We start from the raw sequence: 22792 nt of genomic DNA, 5'->3' as shown, positions 1-22792 counted from the left end.
CTCCCTAGGCTTTCCTAGAAACTTACTTTTTGCCAGCGGAGTCAGCGCCGCTGGGGTTCAAGATCGTCTCGGCAACATTCTTGGGAACCGGTTCGTAGTGGTCAAACTGCATGGTGTAGTTGGCGCGCCCCGAAGTTTTGCTTCTCAAATCGGTGGCGTAACCGAACATCTCGCCCAGAGGCACATAGGCCTTGATCGCGCGGGCATTCGCCCTCATTTCCATGCCGTCAACACGGCCACGGCGGGACGAAAGATCGCCCATAACGTCGCCCACGTAATCCTCCGGAGTCACGACTTCGACGGACATAATAGGCTCCATCAGCGTGGGATTCGCCTTTCTCATGGCCTCCTTGAAAGCCATCGAAGCGGCGATCTTGAAGGCCATTTCCGAAGAGTCGACCTCGTGATAGCTTCCGTACACCAACTCGACTTTCACGCCGATGACGGGGAACCCGCCGAGAACGCCGCTGCCCATGGCTTCTTCGAAGCCTTTCTGACAGGCGGGGATGAATTCGCGAGGAATGACGCCGCCGACGATATCGTCCTCAAACACAAATCCTTCCTGTCCATCGGGCAAAGGCTCCATGTTGATGACGCAATCACCGTACTGTCCATGGCCGCCGCTCTGACGGACGAACTTGCCCTGAACCTTTTCAACGCGGTTCTGAATGGCCTCGCGGTAAGCGACCTGCGGACGCCCGACGTTGACGTGGACGCCGAACTCGCGGCGCAGGCGGTCAACGATGATGTCAAGATGGAGCTCGCCCATGCCCGAGATCGTCGTCTGCCCCGTTTCTTCGTTATCTTTGACGACGAAGGTGGGATCTTCGTCAGACAGCGCGATCAGCCCCTTGGCCAATTTGGTTTTGTCCTCGGTCGTCGCGGGTTCGACCGCCAGCGTGATGACGGGAGCGGGGAAGGTAAGACTTTCAAGCACGACGGGATTGTTCTCGTCGCAGAGAGTGTCACCCGTACGGGTGTTTTTGAGACTGGGCAGGGCCACGATCATGCCGGCGCTGGCGTCGTCGATGTCGATACGCTTGTTGGAATGCATCAGGAGGATGCGGCCAATGCGTTCGCGCTTACGGCTTGCAGGATTGTAAAGAGTGTCGCCAGTATGAAGCGTGCCGGAGTAAATACGACAAAACGTCAAACGCCCCACAAAGGGATCGACAGCAACCTTGAACGCCAAAGCCGAGAGCGGCTCGTCCATCTTAGGATGGCGTTCAATCACCTTGGTCTCGTCATCAGGAGAAGTCCCCTCGACTGCGGGAATATCGACGGGACTGGGCAGATAATCGATAACCGCATCAAGCACGGGCTGAATCCCCTTATTTTTAAAAGCGCTGCCGCAGAAGCAGGGCACGAACTTCAGCGCGATCGTCTGACGGCGGATGGCCGCCTTCAGCTGTTCGACCGTCGGCTCCTGCCCTTCAAGATACATGTTCATGATCTCATCGTCGACGTCGCCCAGCTGCTCGATGAGGTTCTCACGATACATTTTCGCGTCGTCGAGCATATCGGCGGGAATGTCGCGAAGCTCAGGATGCGCGCCGGTTTCGTCAACATAGACGACCTCCTTCATATGAAGAAGGTCAACGATTCCCTGAAAAGAATCCTCCGCACCGATGGGCAGAACCACCGGCACAGCACGAGCACCGAGACGATCATGAATCTGGCTTACAACGCCAAAAAAGTTCGCGCCGACACGATCCATCTTGTTGATGAACGCGATGCGAGGGACCTTGTACTTGTCAGCCTGACGCCAGACCGTTTCCGATTGGGGTTCGACGCCGCCGACCGCGCAGAAGACGGAAACGGCTCCGTCGAGGACGCGCAAAGAACGTTCCACTTCGACCGTAAAATCCACGTGGCCGGGAGTGTCAATAATATTGATAAAACAATCCTTCCACTGGCAGGTAATAGCGGCGGAAGTGATGGTGATCCCGCGTTCGCGCTCCTGAGCCATCCAGTCCATGGTCGCGGTGCCGTCGTGAGTTTCGCCGATCTTGTAGTTCACGCCCGTGTAGAACAGGATGCGTTCCGTGGTCGTGGTCTTTCCGGCGTCGATATGGGCGGCAATGCCAATGTTGCGGAGTTTCGTCAGATCCTTAGTCAGCATGAAACGTCACCAACGGCTGACTACCAACGGTAATGAGCGAAGGCTCTGTTGGCCTCGGCCATCTTGTGGGTATCTTCGCGTTTCTTCACGGAACTGCCCTCATTGTTGTAGGCGTCCATCAACTCGCGGGCAAGACGTTCCGCCATGGGCATGCCTTTTTTGCTGCGGGCGTAAGAAATGATCCAACGGATGGCCAACGCCTGCGCACGCGCGGGAGCGACTTCGACGGGGACCTGATAGGTCGCGCCGCCGACACGGCGGGAACGGACCTCGACCGCGGGCTTGACGTTTTCCATAGCCTTCTCAAAAAGAGCCATGGGTTCGACCTTCAGCTTCTCGGAAGCTTTTTCGAGGGCGCCGTACATAATGCCTTCGGCAATGCTCTTCTTGCCGTCGAGCATCAGAGTATTGATGAACTTCGTGACGACAACGCTGTTGTAAGTCGCATCAGCGATGGTTTCACGTTTTTTGATATGCCCTTTACGCGGCATGGAATTTCCTCCTTAAATACTTACTTGGGACGGCGAGCGCCGTACTTGGAACGGCTGCGCTTGCGATCCGCAACGCCGCCACAGTCGAGAGCTCCGCGAACGATGTGGTAACGGACGCCGGGAAGGTCCTTGACGCGACCGCCGCGCACGAGAACCACCGAGTGCTCCTGCAGGTTGTGTCCGACGCCGGGAATGTAAGACGTAACCTCAATGCCGTTGGTCAGGCGGACACGAGCCACCTTGCGAAGGGCCGAATTGGGCTTCTTGGGAGTCACGGTGTAGACACGGGTGCAGACGCCGCGGCGAACGGGAGAGTTCTGCAGCGCGGGAGACGCCGACTTGTAAGTCGCAGCGACGCGTCCCTTACGCACAAGCTGATTGATTGTTGGCACGATATTTCCTCCTTCTTCCGAAAAAATTCTATTGAACTTCGCCGAAGAACAACTTCTCCGGCTGTCTTCCGTATGATGTACACCGGTCCGGGTTTGTCTGGATAAGTTCCGCGCGGGGAAGAAAAACCAGCCTCTCTCGAGAGCATTCGTTTACTCAAGCCCTGGGGCTTGATCCACGGCAGATTAAACCAAAATGGTCCCAGACGTTCACCTTTCCCGAGGGAAAGAGCGCGCATCCTTGGAATCATCGCGGTTCCCGATAAAAGGACACAGTTCACCCTCGCACGAAAGACACCAAGTGATAATAGCAACGGGGCGCGCTAATGTCAAGCTTTTAGCACGCCCCGCATCGAGTATTTTAAGCCGACTTCTTCGACATTTAAAACTTACACATTTGACTTTTCTTAGATTCTCACTCGTCCGCCGGGACCTCAGCGCCGTCAGACATCTGTTTTTCCGCAGCATCATCGGCGTTCTCAGCTTCGGAGACGGGCACGAACTTGCTGGAAACATTCAGGCTCTGAAAGCGTTCGATCCCCGTTCCCGCAGGAATCAGGTGACCAATGATGACGTTCTCCTTGAGCCCCATCAGATGATCGACCTGACTGCGCACAGCGGCGCCGGCAAGGATCTGGGCGGTCTGCTGGAAAGACGCGGCGCTCAGGAAACTCTCCGTTGCCAGAGCGGCCTTGGTGATCCCGTGAATGAATTTTTTGCATACAGGAGAAACGCGCAGCTTACGCACGTAGGAAACGCGTGAAATCAGCGTCACTTCTTCGCTCTGCGGTGAAGCGGGACGCAGGCTCAGCTTCGGCACGCGGCTGGCAATGATGCGGGCAGCGTGTTCTTCCGTGAGCGTAACGCCGGCGGGGATGCTGCCCCTGCCTTCGCCGAGTTCTACGGCTTCCAGCGTGACTTTACCGACAACGGCATTGATGAGCGCCTGGGCCAGATACTCGTCAAGATGAACGGGCTTGTCGCTGTCGTGCAATGCCAGCGTCTTGATCTTGTTCTGCAGAATGGCCCGAATCACCGACGCGTCGACGATCCTGGGCATATTGGGCGCGGGATTGCCTTCGGCGTCGAAAGCGGCAGTCAGAAGTTTGCCCCAGTGAGTGCTGATCAGGCGCTCCTGGAGGTAATCGATAACGTCGATGTGCTGGACGTTCTTCCAGATGCGGATGCTTTTGACGGGATTGCTGCTGAGTTTTTGCACCAGCTCGCCGTTGACCAGATCGTTGGTCCTGGCGATCACCGTATCGCCTATCGAAACATCCTTGGCCAAATAGGCCGCGTCAGTGAGTTTGCGCAAAGTTTCCACGTCACGATAGAAATGAGGCTCCGAAGGCGTGGCTGTGATGCGAGTCAAGTCCTGCAGCGTCAGCTCGCGAGAGTTGGGGATCACCGTGCCGTCGGCGCAGGTGATGGGTTCCACGGGCTGGAATCCTTTCAGGCGCGCGCGGAATGAAGCTTCGCCGACAATGACGTCCAGCGGACCGTCGCTGTCACGCAGATGAAGCTTGGTCATCGGCGTGCCGGCTTTGAGAAGTTCCTCGACCAGCGGACGGTCGATAACGGTCTTCTGACGGCTCGTGATCTCCGGCGTGGGATGAACGCCTTCCTGTCCGAGGAAGGTTTTGCCGGAAAGCGTTCTGACGGCCTCTTCAAGATTGCGCTCGTTCTCCGCCGTCAGTTCGTCGATCTCCTTCTGCACGTCGGAAGCCCAGACCAGATCGCCCGCCACCAGCGAAGTGTCGCCTTCGTCGATGACGCGCAGCCGGTTGATCGGAGCGACTTTGCGCAGGATGACCTCGATGTGCTTGTTGTTGATGGAAACGCCCTGCGAACGATACACTTCCTGGATGCTGTCCACCAAGTATTTCTGCACGGCTTCCTGTCCCTCGACTTCGAGCAGCTGCTGAGGGTCGATGTAGCCGTCGGTGATCAGAGTATCCGCTTTGACTTCATCCCCCTCCTCCACCAGAATGCTTTGAGAGGCGGGAATATTGTAGGTAACCTTCTGCACGACGTCGCTGTCGTTAGGGGTGCCTTCGATGATGACCTTGCGCTTGCCCTCGAGCTCGCGCACTTCGGCCACTTTGCCGTTGAGCCCGGCCAGATAGGAGACCTTCTTGGGGCGGCGGGCTTCGAAAAGCTGTTCGATGCGAGGAAGCCCCTGGGTGATGTCCTCTCCGGAAATGCGCACGCCGCCGGTGTGGAACGTGCGCATCGTCAGCTGAGTGCCGGGCTCGCCGATGGACTGCGCCGCGACGACGCCGACCGCTTCGCCGATGTTGACCATCTTGCGGCTGGACAGATCGACGCCATAACACTTCTGGCAGATGCCGTAAGGCGACTCGCAGCTTAACGGGCTGCGAACCCAGATGTGCTCGCGAAGGTTCTCGATTTCAAGGGCCTTGTCCGGCGAGATCAGTTCGTTTTTGCTGATAATACGTTCACCGCTGACGGGATCGTCGATGTCTTCAAGGCTGGTGCGCCCGGCAATGCGTTCGCTCAGCGGGATGACGACCTTGCCGTCGCTCTTCATCGGCTCGATCTTGATGCCCTTGCTGGTGTGACAGTCTTCCTCGAGGACGATGATGTCCTGGGCGACGTCGACCAGACGGCGGGTCAGATATCCCGACTTGGCGGTGCGCAGAGCCGTATCGGCCAGCCCCTTGCGGGCGCCGTGCGTGGAAATGAAGTACTCCAGCATGTTCATGCCTTCGCGGAAGTTCGTGGTGATGGGATAATCGATGATGCGCCCCGTCGGATCGGCCATCAGGCCGCGGATGCCGGCCATCTGCGCCAGCTGCCCTCTGCTGCCTCGGGCGCCGGACTCGACCATCATGCGGATAGGGTTGGTAACAGCCATGTGATCCATGATGGAGTCGCCGATCTTGCCGGCCGCGCCGGACCACAGATCTTCCTTCTGACGCAGATATTCGTCTTCGGTGAGAATGCCCATCTCGTATTGGTCGCGAATGCGTCCGTCGACGTCCAGCGACTCATTGACGAGCTGCTGCTTCTCGGGCGGGATGACGATCGCCTGCATCTGGAAGCTTAGGCCGCTGAGACAGGCCCAGTGATAGCCGAGGTTCTTGATGGAGTCGAGCGTGTCGACCATCTCGATGTGGCTAAGATAATCGTACGCCTTGTCGAGCATGGCGCTGAGGTCTTTCTTGCCCATCTGGAAGTTGACGAAGCGCAGGCGCGGGTTGAGGTGCAGGTTGAACAAAGCGCGTCCGGGCGAAGTGATCAGCCACTTGCGAGTCTTGGGATCGAGGAAATCGCCGTCCTCCATGCCTTTTTTGGTGAGCGGCTTCCATTCGGGATCCCAGCGCAGATAGATGCGCGTGTTGACGTGCACCGCTCCGTGATCGAGAGCGGTCATCACGTCGTCGAGACTGTCGTAGTAAGTGTTCTCCCCCTTGAGGCCGGAGACCATGTTGGTGATGTAGTACACGCCGAGCAGGATATCCTGGGTGGGCGAAACGATCGGCTTGCCGCTGGCGGGCGAAAGCAGATTGTTGGCGGCCAGCATGAGCATACGCGCTTCGGTCTGGGCTTCGATGGACAGCGGCACGTGAACGGCCATCTGGTCTCCGTCGAAGTCGGCATTGAAGGCCGTGCAGGCCATGGGATGGAGGCGGATGGCCTTGCCTTCCATGAGGATCGGTTCGAAAGCCTGAATGCCCAGACGGTGCAGCGTCGGGGCGCGGTTGAGCATGACGGGATGGTCCTTGATGATCTCTTCGAGGATGCCCCAGATCTCTTCGTTGCCGCGCTCGATCATGCGCTTGCCGTTTTTGACGTTGGTGGCGATGCCCTTCTCGACCATCTTCTGGATGACGAACGGCTTGAACAGCTCCAGCGCCATCTGCTTGGGCAGGCCGCACTGATAGAGGCGCAGGAAGGGACCGATGGCGATGACGGAACGGCCGGAATAATCGACGCGCTTGCCCAACAGGTTCTGGCGGAAGCGTCCTTTCTTGCCGCGCAGCAGGTCGGTGAGACTCTTGAGGGGCCGGTTGCCGGCGCCGAGCACGGCTTTGCCCATGCGGCCGTTGTCGATCAGGGCGTCGACGGATTCCTGAAGCATGCGCTTTTCGTTGCGGATGATGATCTCGGGCGCCTTGAGTTCCTTCAGCTTGCTGAGGCGGTTGTTGCGGTTGATGACGCGGCGGTACAGATCGTTCAGGTCGGAGGTGGCGAAGCGGCCGCCGTCGAGCTGGACCATGGGACGCAGATCGGGCGGAATGACGGGCAGCACTTCGAGCACCATGGACTGGGGCGCGCAGTCGCCCTTACGGAAGTCTTCCACGACCTGAAGGCGTTTGACGATCTTGCGGCGCTTCTGTCCCGTCGTTTCGGAAAGTTCCTCGCGCAGCTCCTGGACGAGGTGGTTCAGATCCATGGCGCAGAGTTTTTCGCGCACGCCCTCGGCGCCGATGCCGGCCTTGAACTTGGGATCGTAGGCCGAGCACAGATGCTGTTCGCGCTCGATGATGATGTCGGAATCAGAGAACGGCGATTCGCCCTCGTCGATGACCAGGTAGCAGGGATCCTCGACGACGACGCTCTCGAGCTGCGAGGTGAAGCGGTGCGGATATTTTTCCTGGAACAGGGTGTGTTCCGACTGGGAAAGGATCTGTCCCTTGCCGTAGGGCAGACGGGTCACCGAGGTGACGATGTAGCTGTCCTGAGTGCCGGTCTTGCGGCGCTCGGCCTCCACTTCGCTGCCGCCGCGCAGGGCAGTCAGATCGGATTCGGGAATACTGTCGCCGGGCTTCCATTTCATCTCGCCTGCGGACTCGGCGGCGGGGCCTTCAGCCGTCAACACGGGGACTTCGTCGGCCGTGACGCCGTTGAGAGAAACGATCGTGTAGGCCGGCTCCGCCGAGAAGGATTCCTCCCCCCACTCCGACTGATAGCGGGCCAGTTGATTGGCGCTGATCACGTCGCCGACGGAAAGCGGCACGTCGTCGGTGGAAAGGATGCGGTACGCTTCTTCGGCCTTGAATTTCGGATCGTAATGGGCGTGGACGCGCATCTCTGATTCGGAGATCACGTCGTCCTTGGCGGCCAGGTCGGGACGCTTGCCCTCAATGACGACCTTGTACGCCGCCTCGCGCTTGCGCAGCGGTGCGAAATAGACCACGCGCTCCAGCATTTTGGTGGGCGTGCCCAGCAGCAGGCTGAGACGGCTGGGAATGCCGCGCAGATACCAGATGTGCACGACGGGAGCCGCCAGCTCGATATGCCCCATGCGCTCGCGGCGCACGCGGTTGTCGGTGACTTCGACGCCGCAGCGGTCGCAGACGACGCCCTTGAACTTGGGACCGCTCTTCTTGTATTTGCCGCAGGCGCACTCATAGCTTTTGGTCGGCCCGAAGATGCGCTCGCAGAAAAGGCCGTCGCGTTCGGGACGCAGCGTGCGGTAGTTGATCGTTTCGGGCTTTTTGACTTCGCCGTGGGACAGCTCCCGGATCTGGTCGGGGGTGGCCAGGCGCAGACGGATTCCGACGATTTCTTTATTCATAAGGAGAATCACTCCATTTCTATCCAATAAATGACGAAAAGACGAATACGGGACCGAAAAACGCTCGGAAGCGAAAGAGGCGGCAGCAGCGTCTCTCCCGCTCTTCTTTTTGCCGTTTACTCGTTCAGATTGGGCATTTCCTGAGTTTCGGGATCCGCCGCGTTTTCGCCGCCGGCGTTTTCTTCATCCGCATCCGGCAGCATCTCGGATTCTTCCTCGCCGTCGGATTCTTCAACGTCCCGTTCCGCCGGCTGACCGGGCAGATCCGCTTCGGCGGCGAACATCATGTCGTTGGCGGTAATGTTGTCGATGTCGCTGGGACGACGCGGGCCGTCGTCATCGTCGTCGATCGGCAGGGGACCGGACGTGCCGTCGCTGTAATCGATGGAAACGGTCAGGCCAAGCCCCTCCAGTTCCTTGACGAGAACCTTGAAGCTCTCGGGCACGCCCGGCTTGGTGAGGTTCTGCCCCTTGATGATCTTCTCGTAGGTCTTGAGGCGGCCGCGGATATCGTCGGACTTGACGGTGAGCATCTCCTGAAGCACATGCGCGGCGCCGTAGCCCTGCAGGGCCCAGACTTCCATCTCGCCGAAACGCTGGCCGCCGAACTGGGCCTTTCCGCCCAGAGGCTGCTGCGTGATCAGACTGTACGGCCCGACGGAACGGGCGTGCAGCTTGTCGTCGACGAGGTGGTTCAGCTTGAGCATGTACATGACGCCGACGGTGCTGGGCTCGGCCATCAGATCGCCGGTACGGCCGTCGCGCAGGCGGATCGTGCCGCCCGACGAGAGTTTGCCGCGCAGGTCGGGCTCGCGGTCGGAGATTTCCTGCAGCATCGTGTAGATCTCCTCTTCCGTGGCGCCCTCGAACACGGGAGTGCCGACGTGCCAGCCGTTCTTGAGGGCGACGAAACCGAGGATGACCTCGAGCACCTGGCCGAGGTTCATGCGGCTGGGAACGCCCAGCGGGTTGAGGCAGACGTCGACGGGCGTGCCGTCGGGAAGGTAGGGCATGTCCTCCACGGGGAGGATGCGGGAAACGACGCCCTTGTTGCCGTGACGTCCCGACATCTTGTCGCCGACGGTGATCTTGCGCCACTGGGCCACGTAGACTTTGATGACTTCGTTGACGCCGGGGCTGAGCGACTCGGGATTGTCGACGTGGTTGAGCCGCTTGACGGAGACGACTTTGCCGCGCGTGCCGTGAGGCAGGTGCAGCGACGTGTCGCGCACTTCGCCGGCCTTCTCGCCGAAAATGGCGCGCAGCAGCTTCTCCTCGGGGCTGTGGTCGGCTTCGCCCTTGGGCGTGACCTTGCCGACGAGGATGTCGCCGGGGTTGACCTCGGCGCCGATGCGCACCACGCCGTCTTCGTCGAGGTTGCGCAGCGCGTCTTCGCCGACGTTGGGAATGTCGCGGGTGATCTCTTCCGGCCCAAGCTTGGTGTCACGGGAGTCGATCTCGTACTCTTCGATGTGGATGGAAGAGAAATAATCTTCCTTGACGAGCTTTTCGCTGAGCAGGATCGCGTCCTCGTAGTTGTACCCTTCCCACGGCACGAACGCGATGAGCACGTTGCGCCCCAGCGCCAGCTCGCCGCCGTCGACGGACTGGCCGTCGGCGAGCAGTTCGTCGGCCTTTACCTTGTCGCCCACGTCGACTTTTGGACGCTGATGGATGATCGTGCCCTGATTGGAACGCAGGAACTTGTCGAGCTCGAATTCGTGGCGGCCGCCGCCGTCGTCGGTCACTTCGATACGGTCGGAATCGACGTAGGTGACGGAACCGTCGCAGGAGGAATAGACGCAGCAGCCGGAATCGCGGGCGACGCGCTCTTCGATGCCGGTGCCGACGAAAGGCGCTTTGGGCAGCAGCAGGGGCACCGCCTGGCGCTGCATGTTCGAGCCCATCAGGGCGCGGTTGGCGTCGTCGTGCTCGAGGAACGGGATCAGCGCGGCGGAAGCCGATACGACCTGCTTCGATGACACGTCGAGGAAATCCACCTGTTCGGGAGCGATCTTGACGATGTCGCCCTTGTAGCGGGCATATACGGCGTCTTCCGTCAAGCGTCCCGTTTCCGGATCGAAGGGCGTGTTGGCGCGGCCGACGTAATAGGTGTCCTCCTCGTCGGCGGACAGATAGACGATGTCTTCCGCCTTCATGGAGACCACGCCGTTTTTGACGGGACGGCGCGGCGTGATCAGGAAGCCGTACTCGTTGAGACGCGCGTAGGTTCCCAGCGAAGTCACCAGACCGATGTTCGGGCCTTCGGGCGTCTCGATGGGGCAGATGCGGCCGTAATGCGTATAGTGAACATCGCGGGCTTCGAATCCGGCGCGCTCGCGGCTCAATCCGCCGGGCCCCAGGGCCGAAAGGCGGCGGCGGTGCGTCAGCTCCGAGAGAGGATTGTTCTGATCCATGAACTGCGACAGCTGCCCCGAGCCGAAGAACTCGCGCAGGGCGGCCGCCAGCGGGCGCACGTTGATCAAATCGCGGGCCATGGCCTTGCTGAGGTCGGCCACCGTGGTCATGCGTTCCTTGGCGATACGCTCGAGGCGCAGCATGCCGATGCGCAGCTGGCTCTGCAGCAGTTCGCCGATGGAGCGGACGCGGCGGTTGCCGAGGTGGTCGATGTCGTCGACACGCTCCTCGCCGATCTCGGGGAAGGTCATGTCGTCGCGCTGCTCCTCCGTGTCGCGCAGAGCGACCAGCCCCTTGACGATGCGGATCAGATCGTCGAGCGTGAGCAGATATTCGTCCTTCTTCAGGTCCAGGCCGAGGCGGCGGTTCAGCTTGTAGCGGCCGACGCGCCCCAGCGTGTAGCGGCGCACGTCGAGGAACAGTTCGTCGAAGTATTCGCGCGCGCCCTCGATGCGCACGGGCTCGTTCGGCCTCATACGGCGCAAAATTTCCAGCAGGGCCTCGTCGGTGCTGTTGGTGTTCTCCTTCTCGAGAGCGGAGACGAAGATCGGCGCCACATTCCACACCTTGAGCGACGTGCGTCCCTGTTCCCAGAGCAGCTCGAGCCCGTCTTTGTCAAGTCGGGTCCCTTCGTGGAGCAGCACCTGCCCGCGGGAATCGGTGACCGACTCGGCCAGCAGGCGGCCGGCCGCTTCTTCCGTGACGATGTCCAGATCTTCCACGACGCCGCCGAACGCCTTGAGCAGTTCTTCGTTCGTCCCCAGGCCGAAGGCCTTGAGCAGCAGCGTGGCGGGCAGCTTGCGGCGGCTGTCGATGTTGACCGACAGCGAATCGCCGGTCATGACGAACTCCACCCAGGCGCCGCGCTCGGGAATGATCTTCGCCGAATAGTTCTGTGCGCCCGAGGCGCCGGGTTCGGACTTGAAGTACACGCCGGCGCTGCGGGCCAGCTGATTGACGACGACACGCTCGGTGCCGTTGATGATGAAAGTGCCGCGCGGGGTCATGACGGGGAAGTCGCCGAGGTAGATCTCCTCCTCGCGCACCTCCTGCAAACGATCGTTGTGCAGGCGCACTTTGGCCCTGATAGGACGGTGCCACGTGCAGTCGCGGCGCTTCGCTTCCTCCTGGGACATGGAAGGCTCGTCGATCTCGTAGCCTAGGAATTCAAGACGGAAACTGCCGTCGAAATTGCTGATCGGGGAAATTTCGTCGAGGAGCTCCTGAAGGCCTACGGGCTCGCGATCCTCCGGCGCCACGCCTTCCTGGAAAAAACTGCGGTAGGATTCGCGCTGGACTTCCACCATGTCGGGAAGCGGGATCACATCGTGCCCGCTGCCGAAAATCAGACGCTGACGCCCCTTGCTCACCGGAACAAACTCAGCCATGCGTGTTCAACCTCCACACATTCAGAATAAAAGTCTCACTAGAAAGAAAATTTCGACACGGATTTTTTCACTCTCGGCGTTCAGCGAACTTAAGTGGTTAATCCGTCGCTCACGGGCTTCGCCGCCGTTTACAAAAGGGGGTGAGCGCCGCGAAAAAAGCTGCGCAAAATACAAAAAGGGCTGCACCAAGCACCGCTTGATGCAGCCCTCGCGTATCGGTGACATTGCCATCCCCACAAAAAGGATGGTGCCCGAGGGGAGACTCGAACTCCCACAGGCTAGTGCCCACTAGAACCTGAATCTAGCGCGTCTACCAATTCCGCCACCCGGGCGTTTCTTGAACACGTGGTTATTATACAGATCTTTTCGATTTTGACAAGCCCCCAAAAACTTTTTCGCCGGGGTTTTCTCGAAAAAAATTTCCCTGAAATTCTTCAAGGTAAATGCAACCCAACATCCGGTACCCCGTTGCATTAAATCTGAATTAAAAGAAGCTTGCATTTAGTCTGAATTGATGAAAGACCTTTCTTACGAGACAACAGATCTCGGAAAGGAGTTCATCATCATGAACAAACATTTGACTCTGGCTGAAAGAAAAGCCATTGAAAGCGCCCTCAACCGGCGAGAATCTCTCAGAAGTATTGCCTCAACAGTTCTGAAGTCGCCGAGTACGATCTCCAGAGAGATCAGAAAACATGCAGAGACTGTCTTCAAAGGCTGTTATGGCCGGACAGCAAACTGCTGCCTTCACCGGTATGACTGCTCCGTTACTTCCCTTTGTAACACCTCTCCGAAATGCCGTTCACTGTGTTTCCGGTGCTCAAGATGTAATACGATGTGTCCTGACTTTAAGGAGGAGGTCTGCCCGCAGCTTTCGGTTCCTCCGTATGTCTGTAACGGCTGCCCCAACCGTCACCGCTGCACTTTAAAAAAACGGATCTATTCTGCTAAATCTGCAAATGACTCTTACGAGAAAACTTTGCATGAGGCTCGTGAAGGCTTCAATATCTCCGATGCCGAGCTTGCAGATATTGATTCTTTTTTCTCTCCTCTCATCAAACAGGGGCAGTCTCTCTATCATATTATCCGTAATAATCGAGATACTGTTCCCTGTTCTGAAAGTACCGCCAGACGGCTCCTGCTTTCGGGTATTTTAGAGGCACGGAAAATAGACTTGCCCCGAGCTGTCCGTTTTAAGAAGAGAAAGGGAAAAAGAAATAACATGAAGGTGGATAAAAAATGTCGTGAAGGCCGTACCTACAATGATTTTCTCTCTTTTTCGGAGAAACATCCGGACATGCTTATTACCGAAATCGACAGTGTCGTTGGCACCGCAGGAGGAAAAGTTCTTCTGACTGTCATCTTAAGAAACTGCAACTTTATGCTGGCTTTTTTGAGAGATAAAAATACTGCTCAATCTGTTGAGCAGATTTTTACAATGCTCTTCACTCTTCTGGGCAGGAAACGCTATAAGTCCATGTTTCAGGTCCTTCTTGCTGACAACGGTACAGAGTTTTCCAATCCGACGGCTATCGAAAAAGGTCCGGACGGAGAAAGAAAATCATATATGTTCTATTGCAATCCACAAGCACCGCAGGAAAAAACGAAGGTTGAAAATAATCATACTCTCATTCGAAGGATCCTTCCCAAGGGAACAACTTTCGACAATTTATCCCAAACTGATATCAACCTGATGATGTCTCATATAAACTCATACGGGAGGAAAAAATTTAACGGAAAATCTCCTGCAGAGATCTTTATCAACCTGTATGGCGAGGACGTATTGCATTTACTCGGACTCGAACTTATTCCGCCACAGGATATCTGTTTAAAGCGGACTCTTCTCGCCGGTAAATAACGGCTCCTTTTTAATTTCTTGATTGCATTAACTCTGATACTATTTCATTATAGTATAGCCAAAGTATCCGTACCTCAGTTATAATGCCCCCGAGGTGATGGAGAATGCCCGTAAAATACGAGATCACATCGGAACAGCAAGCGGAAATCGAAGCGGCGCGGAAAAAGAATCGCAACAAGAAGATCGAAGCCAAACTGAGAATCCTCAGCTTGCGCGCCGAAGGGAAAACCCTGAAAGAAATCAGCGAAATCACGGAATACCACTTCACGAACGTCAGCAAGATCATCTCGCAGTTTATCCATCGCGGTCTCTCGTATGTGCTGCAATGCCATTACCTCGGCAACCATCGGAACATGACCTATGAGCAGGAAGAAGCCGTACTTGCTCCTTACCTGGAGAAAGCCGGGAAAGGAGAAATCGTTTCGGTGGCGGAAATAGCCCAAGCCTATCAGACCGCGGTGGGACATACTATCAGTCCGACTCAGATTTACGCGGTCCTGAAACGTCATGGCTGGAGAAAAGTCATGCCGCGCAGCCGTCACCCCAGGAAAGCGAACGAGGAGGCCATCGAGGCCTCAAAAAAATTAACGCTCAAGTTCAGGAATTAAAAGAGTTATCCACAACAGGGAACGTCAGACTGATGGTTCAGGACGAAGCCGGCTTCGGCAGAATCAACACGCCCAAATACTGCTGGTGCAGGAAAGGCATTCGACCGAACGTTCCCTGCCTTCACATCCGCGAATACCGCTATGCTTACGGTGCCGTAGAGCCGCTTACGGGAGAAAGCCTCTTTCTGATCATGCCCAACTGCGACAGCGATTGCATGAACGTTTTCCTGCGGGAACTTTCACACCGATTTCCGGAAGACCATATTCTGCTCTGCTGTGACGGAGCTGCCTGGCACAAGTCCAAAGCGCTTCAGGTTCCTGCCAACATCACCCTGTTCCATATTCCCCCCTATACCCCCGAGATGAACCCCATTGAGCAGATCTGGAGAGAGCTGCGCTGTCAGGGCTTTCGAAACGAGATTTTTTCGACGCTTGAGAACGTTGTCGAGCGTCTGTGCCGCACGATCAGAAATCTCACCGCTCAGACCATAAGGAGTATTACCGCAAGACAATGGATTGTTAGGTGCTTTAAATGAGAAATAGTATGAACTGAAAATTTTGCTTTCAGTTGAGGATCACTTTTGTATGCACTTTTTTCGGACAATTTCCTCGTAACAGCTTTTCATCCCCTTGAATTTGTTCCGTTAGCGCAATCTTGATCGTTATTATGTGTTCGTAATGACTGCTTGCTGCTTTTGTCCTGTTAAAGTAAATGCAACCCCGTCGCATTTACTTTGACGAGGTTGCATTTACTCTGAAAATTTACCAAAAAATTTCCGGCTTCCGAACGGGAAGCCTGAAATTTTTTTTCGTCTCAGGCCAGCCCCGCAGCTCGGGAGATGCGATCGCGCAGCGCCCGGCCGATGCCGACGAGCGGCGGCCATTGAGCGACGATGGGCAGACCGTCTTTTTCCAGCTCGCGCAGCGCCGTGAAAAGGCCGTGGGCATACGCTGCGAAACTGTCGAAACGGATCTGGCGCGCGGGCTCTTCTTCCGCCGCCGCCACGCCCATGTACGTGAAACGCTCCGGCCAGGCGAACGCCGCGCCAGGCTCCCAGACGCGCACTTCCACCGCGGGCGCGTAATGGCGGTAACGGGTCCCCGGCGAGCGTTTGAGTTCGTTGACGCCGACGGGCAGCGCCACTTCGCCGAGAAATTCCCGCAACTCTTCCATGGCAACGCCGCCGGGGCGCAGCAACACCGGCACGGCGCCGCTCACGTCGAGCACGGTCGATTCGACGCCGACGCGGCACTCGCCCGCGTCGAGGATCATCGCCGCGGCAGAGCCGATGTCCTCGGCTACGGTCCGCGCGTTCGTGGGGCTGGGGCGGCCGCTGCGGTTGGCGCTCGGTCCGGCCACGGGCACGCCGCAGGCGGAGAAGAACGCCAGCGCCGCAGGATAATCGGGCATGCGGCAGCCGACCGTCGTCAGCCCGCCGCGCGCCTCCTTCGACACGCAGTCCCGAGCCGGCAGCACCAGCGTCAGCGGCCCCGGCCAAAAGCGCTCCATCAGCCGCCGGGCGCGAGCGTCGACATACGCCGCCGCCTCCACCGCTTCGGGGCTGGGGAAATGCAGGATCAGAGGATTGTCCGAAGGACGCCCTTTGGCGGCGTAAATTTTTTTCACCGCCTCGCCGTCCAGCGCGTTGCCGCCAAGTCCGTAGACCGTCTCGGTGGGAAAGGCCACCAGCTCGCCGGCGCGGATCAGCGCCGCGGCGCGGGCAATCACCGCCGGGTCGGGGTTCCAGAAATCGACGGGGACGATATTGTCATACGTTTTCAAGGTAAGCGCCGCCTTCGTACCGCGTCATGAACTCGCGGCGGTAAGCGCCGAAGCGCCCTTCGACGATGGCCTGCCGCGCGCCGGCCGCGAGCTGGACGAGGAAATGGATGTTGTGCCACGAGAGCAGCCGCACCGCCAGGATCTCGCCCGCCCGATAGAGGTGGCGCACGTAGGCGCGCGTGAAGTTGCGGCAGGCGTAGCAACCGCACTCGGGGTCGATGGGCGAAAAGTCCTCGGCGTAGCGCCGGTTTTTGACGTTCATCTTGCCTTCGCAGGTGAACGCGGTGCCGGTGCGGCCGTTGCGCGTCGGCAGCACGCAGTCGAACATGTCGACGCCGCGGGCGATGCCCTCGATCAGATTGGCGGGATGGCCGACGCCCATCAGATAGCGCGGCTTGCGCTCCGGCAGACGCGGCATCAAGGCGTCGAGGCAGCGGTACATCTCCGCGTGCGACTCGCCCACCGACAGACCGCCGATGGCGTAGCCGGGGAAGTCCATCCGCGCCAGTTCCTCGGCGCAGGCGGCGCGCAGGTCGTCGAACAGCGCTCCCTGCACGATGCCGAACTGCGCCTGACCGGCGCGGGTATGAGAGGCTTTGCAGCGCGCCGCCCAGCGCAGCGTGCGCTGCACCGCGGCCTGCGCCTGCTCTCGCGAACAGGGCAGCTTGACGCACTGGTCGAAGCACATGGCGATGTCGGCGCCCAGCTTCTCCTGAACCTGCGTGGCCAGCTCGGGCGTCATCAGATAGCGCGTGCCGTCCAGATGGGACTGGAATTCGACGCCGTCGTCCATGATCTTGTTGATGCCGGCCAGCGAGAACACCTGAAAGCCGCCGCTGTCGGTGAGGATGGGGCGATCCCAGTTCATGAAGCCGTGCAGCCCGCCGGCCTTGGCGATCAGGTCGGGACCGGGGCGCAAAAACAGATGGTAGGTGTTGGACAGGATGATCTTGGCGCCGATCCGCTTCAGCTCGTCGGGACTCATGGCCTTGACCGTGGCCTGCGTGCCCACGGGCATGAAAACCGGCGTGGGGATCACGCCGTGCGGCGTGACGAACTCGCCGGCGCGCGCCCCCGTCTCGGGATCCTGTGCGATCAATCGATACTCAAACACGTGCGGCTTCCTCCAGACCGAAAAATTCCATATTGTTGCGCCAGACCTGGGCGGTCAGTTCCTCCAGCGCCATGTTTTTCACTTCGGCCACCTTGCGGTAGACCAGCGGCACGCGCGACGGCTCGTTGACCGTGCCGCGGAACGGTTTCGGCGACATCCAGGGCGAATCGGTCTCGCACAGGATCGCTTCCGCCGGCAGCCCGCGCACGACGGCGCGGACGTCCTCCGCTTTGGCAAACGTCACCAGCCCCGTGACGCCGATCTTCCAGCCGCGGTCCAGCGCCCTGCGAGCGTCGTCCATGGAGCCGGTGAAGCAGTGCAACTCCGCCTTTTCCGGCGCGCGTTCCGCCGTCATCAGCGGCCAGAAATCGTCGTAGGCGTCGCGCACGTGGAAGACCACGGGCTTGTTCAGCGTCTTGGCGGCTTCCAACTGCTGCGCCAGCTTTTCGATCTGCACGGCGCGCGGCGACAGGTCGTAATAGTAGTCGAGGCCGATCTCGCCCCAGGCTTTCACTTCGGGAAGCGCGGCCATGTCCAGCAGCTCCCGCGGCAGTTCGCCCGCCGGCAGATCCTTGACTTCGTGCGGATGGATTCCGACCACGGGGAACAAACCGTACGGCTTGTACCGGCGGCAGATTTCCAGCGCCTCGGCGCTGTCGTCCAGCGTGCTGCCGATCACCGCCATGCGGACGACGCCCGCGCCCTTCGCCCGCTCCAGCCCCGCGGGAATGCCGCCGCGCAGCTCCGGCGAGTTGAGATGGCAGTGGCTGTCGACGTAGTTCATGATAAAACCTCCAGCCGGGCAAGCGCCCGTTCTTCCCAGCGATGCATGAAAGCCGTTTGTTCCGGCGTATGGAACCAATGTTCTCCTGTTTCCATCACCGTCACGCGGCCGCCCGAAGCCATCGCGAACTTTTCCACGGCGCCGCGGTCCGTCAATTCGTCACGGCCTGCCAAGAGAATTTCGCACGGCTGACGCCAGACGCTTGCCGGATGCTGCCGCGCGTATTCGTAATACGGCCATGAAAGCGCCTCCCCCGTCGCCGCGCGGACGATTTTTTCGCGGCGCAGACGCTCCTCGCTCACTCTGGCGCGTTGCATCATCCTGCGGATCAAACCGGCCATATCGAGCAGCGGCGAAACGAAAAGGACGCCGGACAGTTTCTCGTCGGCGCAAGCCAGCATGGCAAGCCACGCGCCGATGCTGACCGCGCGTAGGGCGACCGATTCCCACCGGCAACGCGCCCAGCGCGTCACCCTCTTAAGTTCCGGCACAGCATTCCAGGGCACAAGGCCGCTCCGCTCTCCGCGGCGCTCGCCGTGCCCCGGCAGATCGAGCGCCGCCGTCTGCCAGCCCCGGCTCGCCGCCAATCCCGAAAAATCGCGGCACTCTTCTTTGCAGCCGCCCCGACCGTGGATCATCAAAAACGCCTTTTCAGCCGCCTCTCCACGGATCAAAATGGGAATGCCGTCGATCTCGAGCCGTTCTTCTCTCATCCCCGCGTCCATCGTTCCATCCACTTCTTTTCATAAAATGTTCCACTCATGTTCAAGCTTACCCAGCGTCCCAAGGTCGCCAATGAAAGACGGCGGTTGGGCGGCTGGGAAGCCGATACCGTGTGCGGCACAATAGGGAAAGCCTGTCGTGCCGCTCTGGTCGACCGAAAGAGCCGTATGCTTCTGTGCCGCAAGGCGGAGAGCAAGACCGCCGACTGCGTCGCCAGGACCGTCATCGACCTGCTGAAAGACCCGCCGCATAAGAGCGTTGCCCCCGACCGTGGCTGCGAGTTCTCCAACTGCGAACAGATCAGCGCCGGTCTTGAAGGGATCAAGCTCTATTATCCCGAGCCGCATCAACCATGACGGAGAGGAACGAACGAGAACACCGACGGGCTTTTGAGGGGATATTTTCCCAATTAAAGAGGGGTGTTACGGAGATACCCGACGAAATCATCCAAATGTATGTCAACCGCTTAAACATTCGCCCGCGTAAATGTCTTGGCTGGAAATCTCCTGATAAGGTTTTCCACTCGACTTCGTTGCTCTTGGATCGAATATTCGCGCATCGAACATGCCCGGCTCGTCAAAACGCGCGGGCTACACCTTGGTCAGCGGCGCTTTGAAGCTGAGGCGGCGCGGCGTGGCGAGGCGGTCGAAGCGCACCGTGTAGCACAGTTCGCCCGCATCCGCTTCGACGATCACGCCGGGACCGAAAACCGGGTGCGTCACAGCCGTACCTAGCGGCAGCGCCTCGATCCGGCTGTCGCGGCGCAGCTGCTTTTCGCTCTCGGCGATGCGGTATCGGGCCTCTTCGATCAGGCCGGGACGCGGCGGCGTGACGTACTGCAGAAGTCCCTGGTCGATGTCGAGGATGAAGCGGCTCGGATAGCGCGGCGAACCGTCCAGCGTGCGGCCGTCGGCTTCCGTCAGGCAGAGGGCGTCGCGGGCGCGGGTCACGGCGACGAAGGCGAGGCGGCGCTCCTCCTCCATCGCGTGCAGCGTGCGCGTGCGGCGCGTCGGGAACACGCCTTCGTTCATGCCGCACAGGAACACGTGGGGAAATTCCAGTCCCTTGGCCGCGTGCACGGTCATGAAGCGCACCGTGTCGGCCGACTCGGTGCGGTCGCCGTCGGTGAACAGCGCCGCGCGGCGGAGGTAATCGGCGACGCCGCTTTCCTCGCCGCAGGTCGTCTCGTACTCGTGGACGGACTGTTTCAACTCGGCCAGATTGTCGAGGCGCTGCTGAGCTCCCTCGGTGCGCAGCATCGCTTCGTAGCCGCTTTCGTCGAGGAGTCCGGACAGCGCTTCCGACACGGGCAAGGCCGGGCCGGCGGCGGCAAACCGTTCGATCAGGCTCACGAAGGCGGCGGCGCGGGTGCCCTTGAAGATCTCCTCGTCCAGCGTCGCGGTCAGCGCCTCCCACAGCGAGCAGCCGCGAGACGCCGCCTGTTCTTCCAAAAAGGCCATGCGCCGCGCGCCCATGTTGCGCCGCGGCGCGTTGACCACGCGGCGGAAGGCGAGGTCGTCGCGGTAGGCGACCAGGCGCAGGTAGGCGAGCGCGTCCTTGATCTCGGCGCGGTCGTAGAACTGCACGCCGGCGTAGATCGTGTAGGGGATCTTCTCCTTCAAAAACGCCGCTTCCAGGCTGCGCGTCAGGTAATGGGCGCGATACAGCACCGCGCACGACTTGTAGGGCGCGTCCGCTTCGCGGAGCTTTTTGATCTCGGCGGCGATCCAGCGCGCCTCGTCCTCCGCCGTCTCGCCGTGGAAGCAGCGCACCGGGGCGCCGGGGGCGCGCACGGGGAGCAGGTCTTTTTTGACGCGCGTCTCGTTCTTGTCGATCAGGCTGTTGGCGGCCGCGAGGATCTGCGGCGTGGAGCGGTAATTTTCCATCATCATGATCGTGCGCGTGCCCGGGTGGCGGGCGTCGAAATCGAGCAGGTACCTGACGCTGGCGCCGCGCCAGGTGTAGATGGTCTGGTCGGGGTCGCCGACGACGAACAGGTTCTTGTGAAAGCCGCAAAGGGCTTCCATGAGGCGGTACTGGAGCCCGTCGATATCCTGGAACTCGTCGATCATGATATATTCGAGGCGCTGCTGCCACTTGCGGCGGATCTCGGGCTCGCGCTCGAAGATGTGCAGCGTGAAGACGATCAGGTCGTTGTAGTCGAGGCCGAAGCATTTCTTCTGCTGATAGAGATAGCCGTAAAACAAAATGTCCGACGGCTCCGCGGCTTCCTCGTACTTTTTGCGCAGCCGCTCCAGCGGCAGGGCGATCAGGTCGCGGCAGTACAGCGGTTCCTTGAAGAGCTTGCGGATCTCGAACATGTCGCGCGCCTCGGCGAAAGTCATGTCGCGCAGCGTCAGGCCGCGCTCGGCGTAAACGATCCTGAGGATGTCGTCGATGTCGGAGTTGTCGAGGACGATGAAGCTTTTCGGATACTGCACGGCGTGGCTGTCCTCCTGCAGGACGGAGACGCAGAAGCCGTGAAACGTGTTGACGTAGCCCGTGTCGTTGTCGCCGGTGAGCGCGTGGATGCGCTGGCGCATTTCGTTGGCCGACTTGTTGCTGAAGGTGACGCAGAGGATGTGCCCAGGCATCACGCCCAGCCCTTCCACCAGCCAGGCGAAGCGCCGCGACAGGGCGCGCGTCTTGCCCGATCCGGCGCCAGCGATGACGCGCACGTAACCTTCCGTCGCCGTCACGGCCTCGCGCTGGGCCGCGCTCAGCCCTTCGAGAATGTCTTCCAACGCCGCCGCCCCCTTTCTTCCACGAATACCAATCATCATACAGGAAGCGCCGAAGAAATCAAGGCGGCGGCAAAACGAAACGCGGCGGGAAGGAACCGCGCCCCATTTCGCGGCCGGTGGGATATAATGAAAAAAATCTTCGCGGAGGCCAAAGACATGATCCTGATCAGCGGAAAAAGTTATCTGCCGCTCAAGCGGCTTATGGATATCGTCGGATCGTTGGGGGCGCTGCTGATTTTTTCCCCGCTGATGATCCGGGTCGCGCTGCGGGTGAAAAGGGAGCTGGGCTCTCCCGTCGTCTTCGCTCAGCCGCGCCCGGGGCGCGGCGAAAAGATTTTTCTGAACTACAAGTTCCGTTCCATGCGCCAGGCCGTCGACGCTTCGGGACGCCCGCTGCCCGACCGGGAGCGCCTCACGCCGTTCGGCCGCTGGCTGCGCCGTTCGAGCCTCGACGAACTGCCCGAGCTGTGGAACGTCCTCAAGGGCGAGATGAGCCTCGTCGGGCCGCGTCCGCTGCTGGTCGATTTTTTACCGCTCTTCAGCGAAGAGGAAGCGCGCCGCCACTCCGTCCGCCCGGGCCTCACGGGACTGGCCCAGATCAACGGCCGCAACGCCATGAGCTGGGAAAAGCGCCTCCAGTACGATCTCGAATACGTCGACCGCCTCAGCCTGTGGCTCGACCTCAAGATCCTCTGGCGCACCGCCGCCGTCGTCCTGCGCCGCAACGGCATCGACGCCGGCGAAGGGGAAACGATCATCGCGCCGCCAACGGAGATCAAGCGGCCCCGCGCGCTCGAAAAGATCAAAGGCGCGAAGGATTGACCG

At 59.7% G+C, this 22792-nt stretch carries 15 protein-coding genes and 1 tRNA gene; 5 read left to right on the top strand and 11 right to left on the bottom strand.

What is annotated here, in order from left to right:
- Positions 1-22: 22 nt before the first annotated feature.
- From fusA to RAH42_RS04005, 6 genes are all read right to left on the bottom strand, one after another.
- The gene (gene fusA, locus RAH42_RS04030) at positions 23-2122 is read right to left on the bottom strand and encodes an elongation factor G (RefSeq protein ID WP_078017086.1); all 2100 of its coding nucleotides are present in this window, start codon (positions 2120-2122) and stop codon (positions 23-25) included.
- A 20-nt stretch (positions 2123-2142) separates the two neighbouring features.
- Positions 2143-2613: a 30S ribosomal protein S7 gene (rpsG, locus tag RAH42_RS04025; protein ID WP_078017087.1), complete on the bottom strand. Its 471-nt coding sequence runs from the start codon at positions 2611-2613 to the stop codon at positions 2143-2145.
- 20 nt (positions 2614-2633) lie between these two features.
- Entirely contained in the window at positions 2634-3005 is a 372-nt protein-coding gene (rpsL, locus tag RAH42_RS04020; RefSeq protein ID WP_009165707.1) for a 30S ribosomal protein S12, read from the bottom strand.
- Between the two features lie 412 nt (positions 3006-3417).
- A complete protein-coding gene (rpoC, locus tag RAH42_RS04015; RefSeq protein WP_078017088.1) occupies positions 3418-8547 on the bottom strand; it encodes a DNA-directed RNA polymerase subunit beta' in 5130 nt (1709 codons plus the stop codon).
- A 116-nt stretch (positions 8548-8663) separates the two neighbouring features.
- Complete coding sequence (gene rpoB, locus RAH42_RS04010; RefSeq protein WP_078017089.1) at positions 8664-12353, bottom strand: DNA-directed RNA polymerase subunit beta; 3690 nt, start codon at positions 12351-12353, stop codon at positions 8664-8666.
- Positions 12354-12598: 245 nt separating this feature from the next.
- Positions 12599-12685, bottom strand: a tRNA-Leu gene (locus RAH42_RS04005).
- Positions 12686-13188: 503 nt separating this feature from the next.
- Here RAH42_RS04005 and RAH42_RS04000 point away from each other — a divergent pair.
- From RAH42_RS04000 to RAH42_RS03990, 3 genes are all read left to right on the top strand, one after another.
- On the top strand, positions 13189-14211 hold the full coding sequence (locus tag RAH42_RS04000; RefSeq protein WP_317539115.1) for an IS30 family transposase: 1023 nt from the start codon (positions 13189-13191) through the stop codon (positions 14209-14211).
- Positions 14212-14315: 104 nt separating this feature from the next.
- Entirely contained in the window at positions 14316-14819 is a 504-nt protein-coding gene (locus tag RAH42_RS03995; protein ID WP_317539175.1) for a winged helix-turn-helix domain-containing protein, read from the top strand.
- 32 nt (positions 14820-14851) lie between these two features.
- Positions 14852-15355 (top strand): IS630 family transposase, encoded by a 504-nt coding sequence (locus RAH42_RS03990; protein WP_317540008.1) that lies wholly within the window; start codon positions 14852-14854, stop codon positions 15353-15355.
- Positions 15356-15633: 278 nt separating this feature from the next.
- Here RAH42_RS03990 and RAH42_RS03985 read toward each other — a convergent pair whose 3' ends face one another.
- From RAH42_RS03985 to RAH42_RS03970, 4 genes are read right to left on the bottom strand one after another with little or no spacing between them, the layout of a single operon-like run.
- Positions 15634-16602 (bottom strand): L-threonylcarbamoyladenylate synthase, encoded by a 969-nt coding sequence (locus tag RAH42_RS03985; RefSeq protein ID WP_078016364.1) that lies wholly within the window; start codon positions 16600-16602, stop codon positions 15634-15636.
- Positions 16589-17716, bottom strand: a complete 1128-nt coding sequence (tgt, locus tag RAH42_RS03980) for a tRNA guanosine(34) transglycosylase Tgt (protein WP_078016363.1) — start codon at positions 17714-17716, stop codon at positions 16589-16591. The genes RAH42_RS03985 and tgt overlap by 14 nt, the downstream gene beginning before the upstream one ends.
- Positions 17709-18500 carry a TatD family hydrolase gene (locus RAH42_RS03975; protein WP_078016362.1) on the bottom strand — a complete coding sequence of 264 codons (792 nt, stop codon included), beginning with the start codon at positions 18498-18500 and terminating at the stop codon, positions 17709-17711. Before RAH42_RS03975 ends, tgt begins: the two co-directional genes overlap by 8 nt.
- Positions 18497-19225: an alpha/beta hydrolase gene (locus tag RAH42_RS03970; RefSeq protein WP_317540007.1), complete on the bottom strand. Its 729-nt coding sequence runs from the start codon at positions 19223-19225 to the stop codon at positions 18497-18499. The genes RAH42_RS03975 and RAH42_RS03970 overlap by 4 nt, the downstream gene beginning before the upstream one ends.
- A gap of 36 nt (positions 19226-19261) precedes the next feature.
- On the opposite strand from RAH42_RS03970, the gene RAH42_RS03965 reads away from it, so the two are divergent.
- Positions 19262-19579, top strand: a complete 318-nt coding sequence (locus RAH42_RS03965; RefSeq protein ID WP_143521780.1) for an IS30 family transposase — start codon at positions 19262-19264, stop codon at positions 19577-19579.
- A 234-nt stretch (positions 19580-19813) separates the two neighbouring features.
- On the opposite strand, the gene RAH42_RS03960 is transcribed toward RAH42_RS03965, so the two are convergent.
- Positions 19814-21967 carry a 3'-5' exonuclease gene (locus RAH42_RS03960; protein ID WP_317540006.1) on the bottom strand — a complete coding sequence of 718 codons (2154 nt, stop codon included), beginning with the start codon at positions 21965-21967 and terminating at the stop codon, positions 19814-19816.
- 126 nt (positions 21968-22093) lie between these two features.
- Between RAH42_RS03960 and RAH42_RS03955 the strand changes: the two genes are divergently transcribed.
- Complete coding sequence (locus tag RAH42_RS03955) at positions 22094-22789, top strand: sugar transferase (RefSeq protein ID WP_274703149.1); 696 nt, start codon at positions 22094-22096, stop codon at positions 22787-22789.
- Positions 22790-22792: the final 3 nt, after the last annotated feature.

Origin of the sequence: Pyramidobacter sp. YE332 (assembly GCF_033060595.1) — a bacterium.
In the GTDB taxonomy this organism is placed as follows: domain Bacteria; phylum Synergistota; class Synergistia; order Synergistales; family Dethiosulfovibrionaceae; genus Pyramidobacter.
The sequence above is the reverse complement of the archived record's forward strand: the minus strand, read 5'-3'. Positions and strand labels throughout refer to the sequence as shown.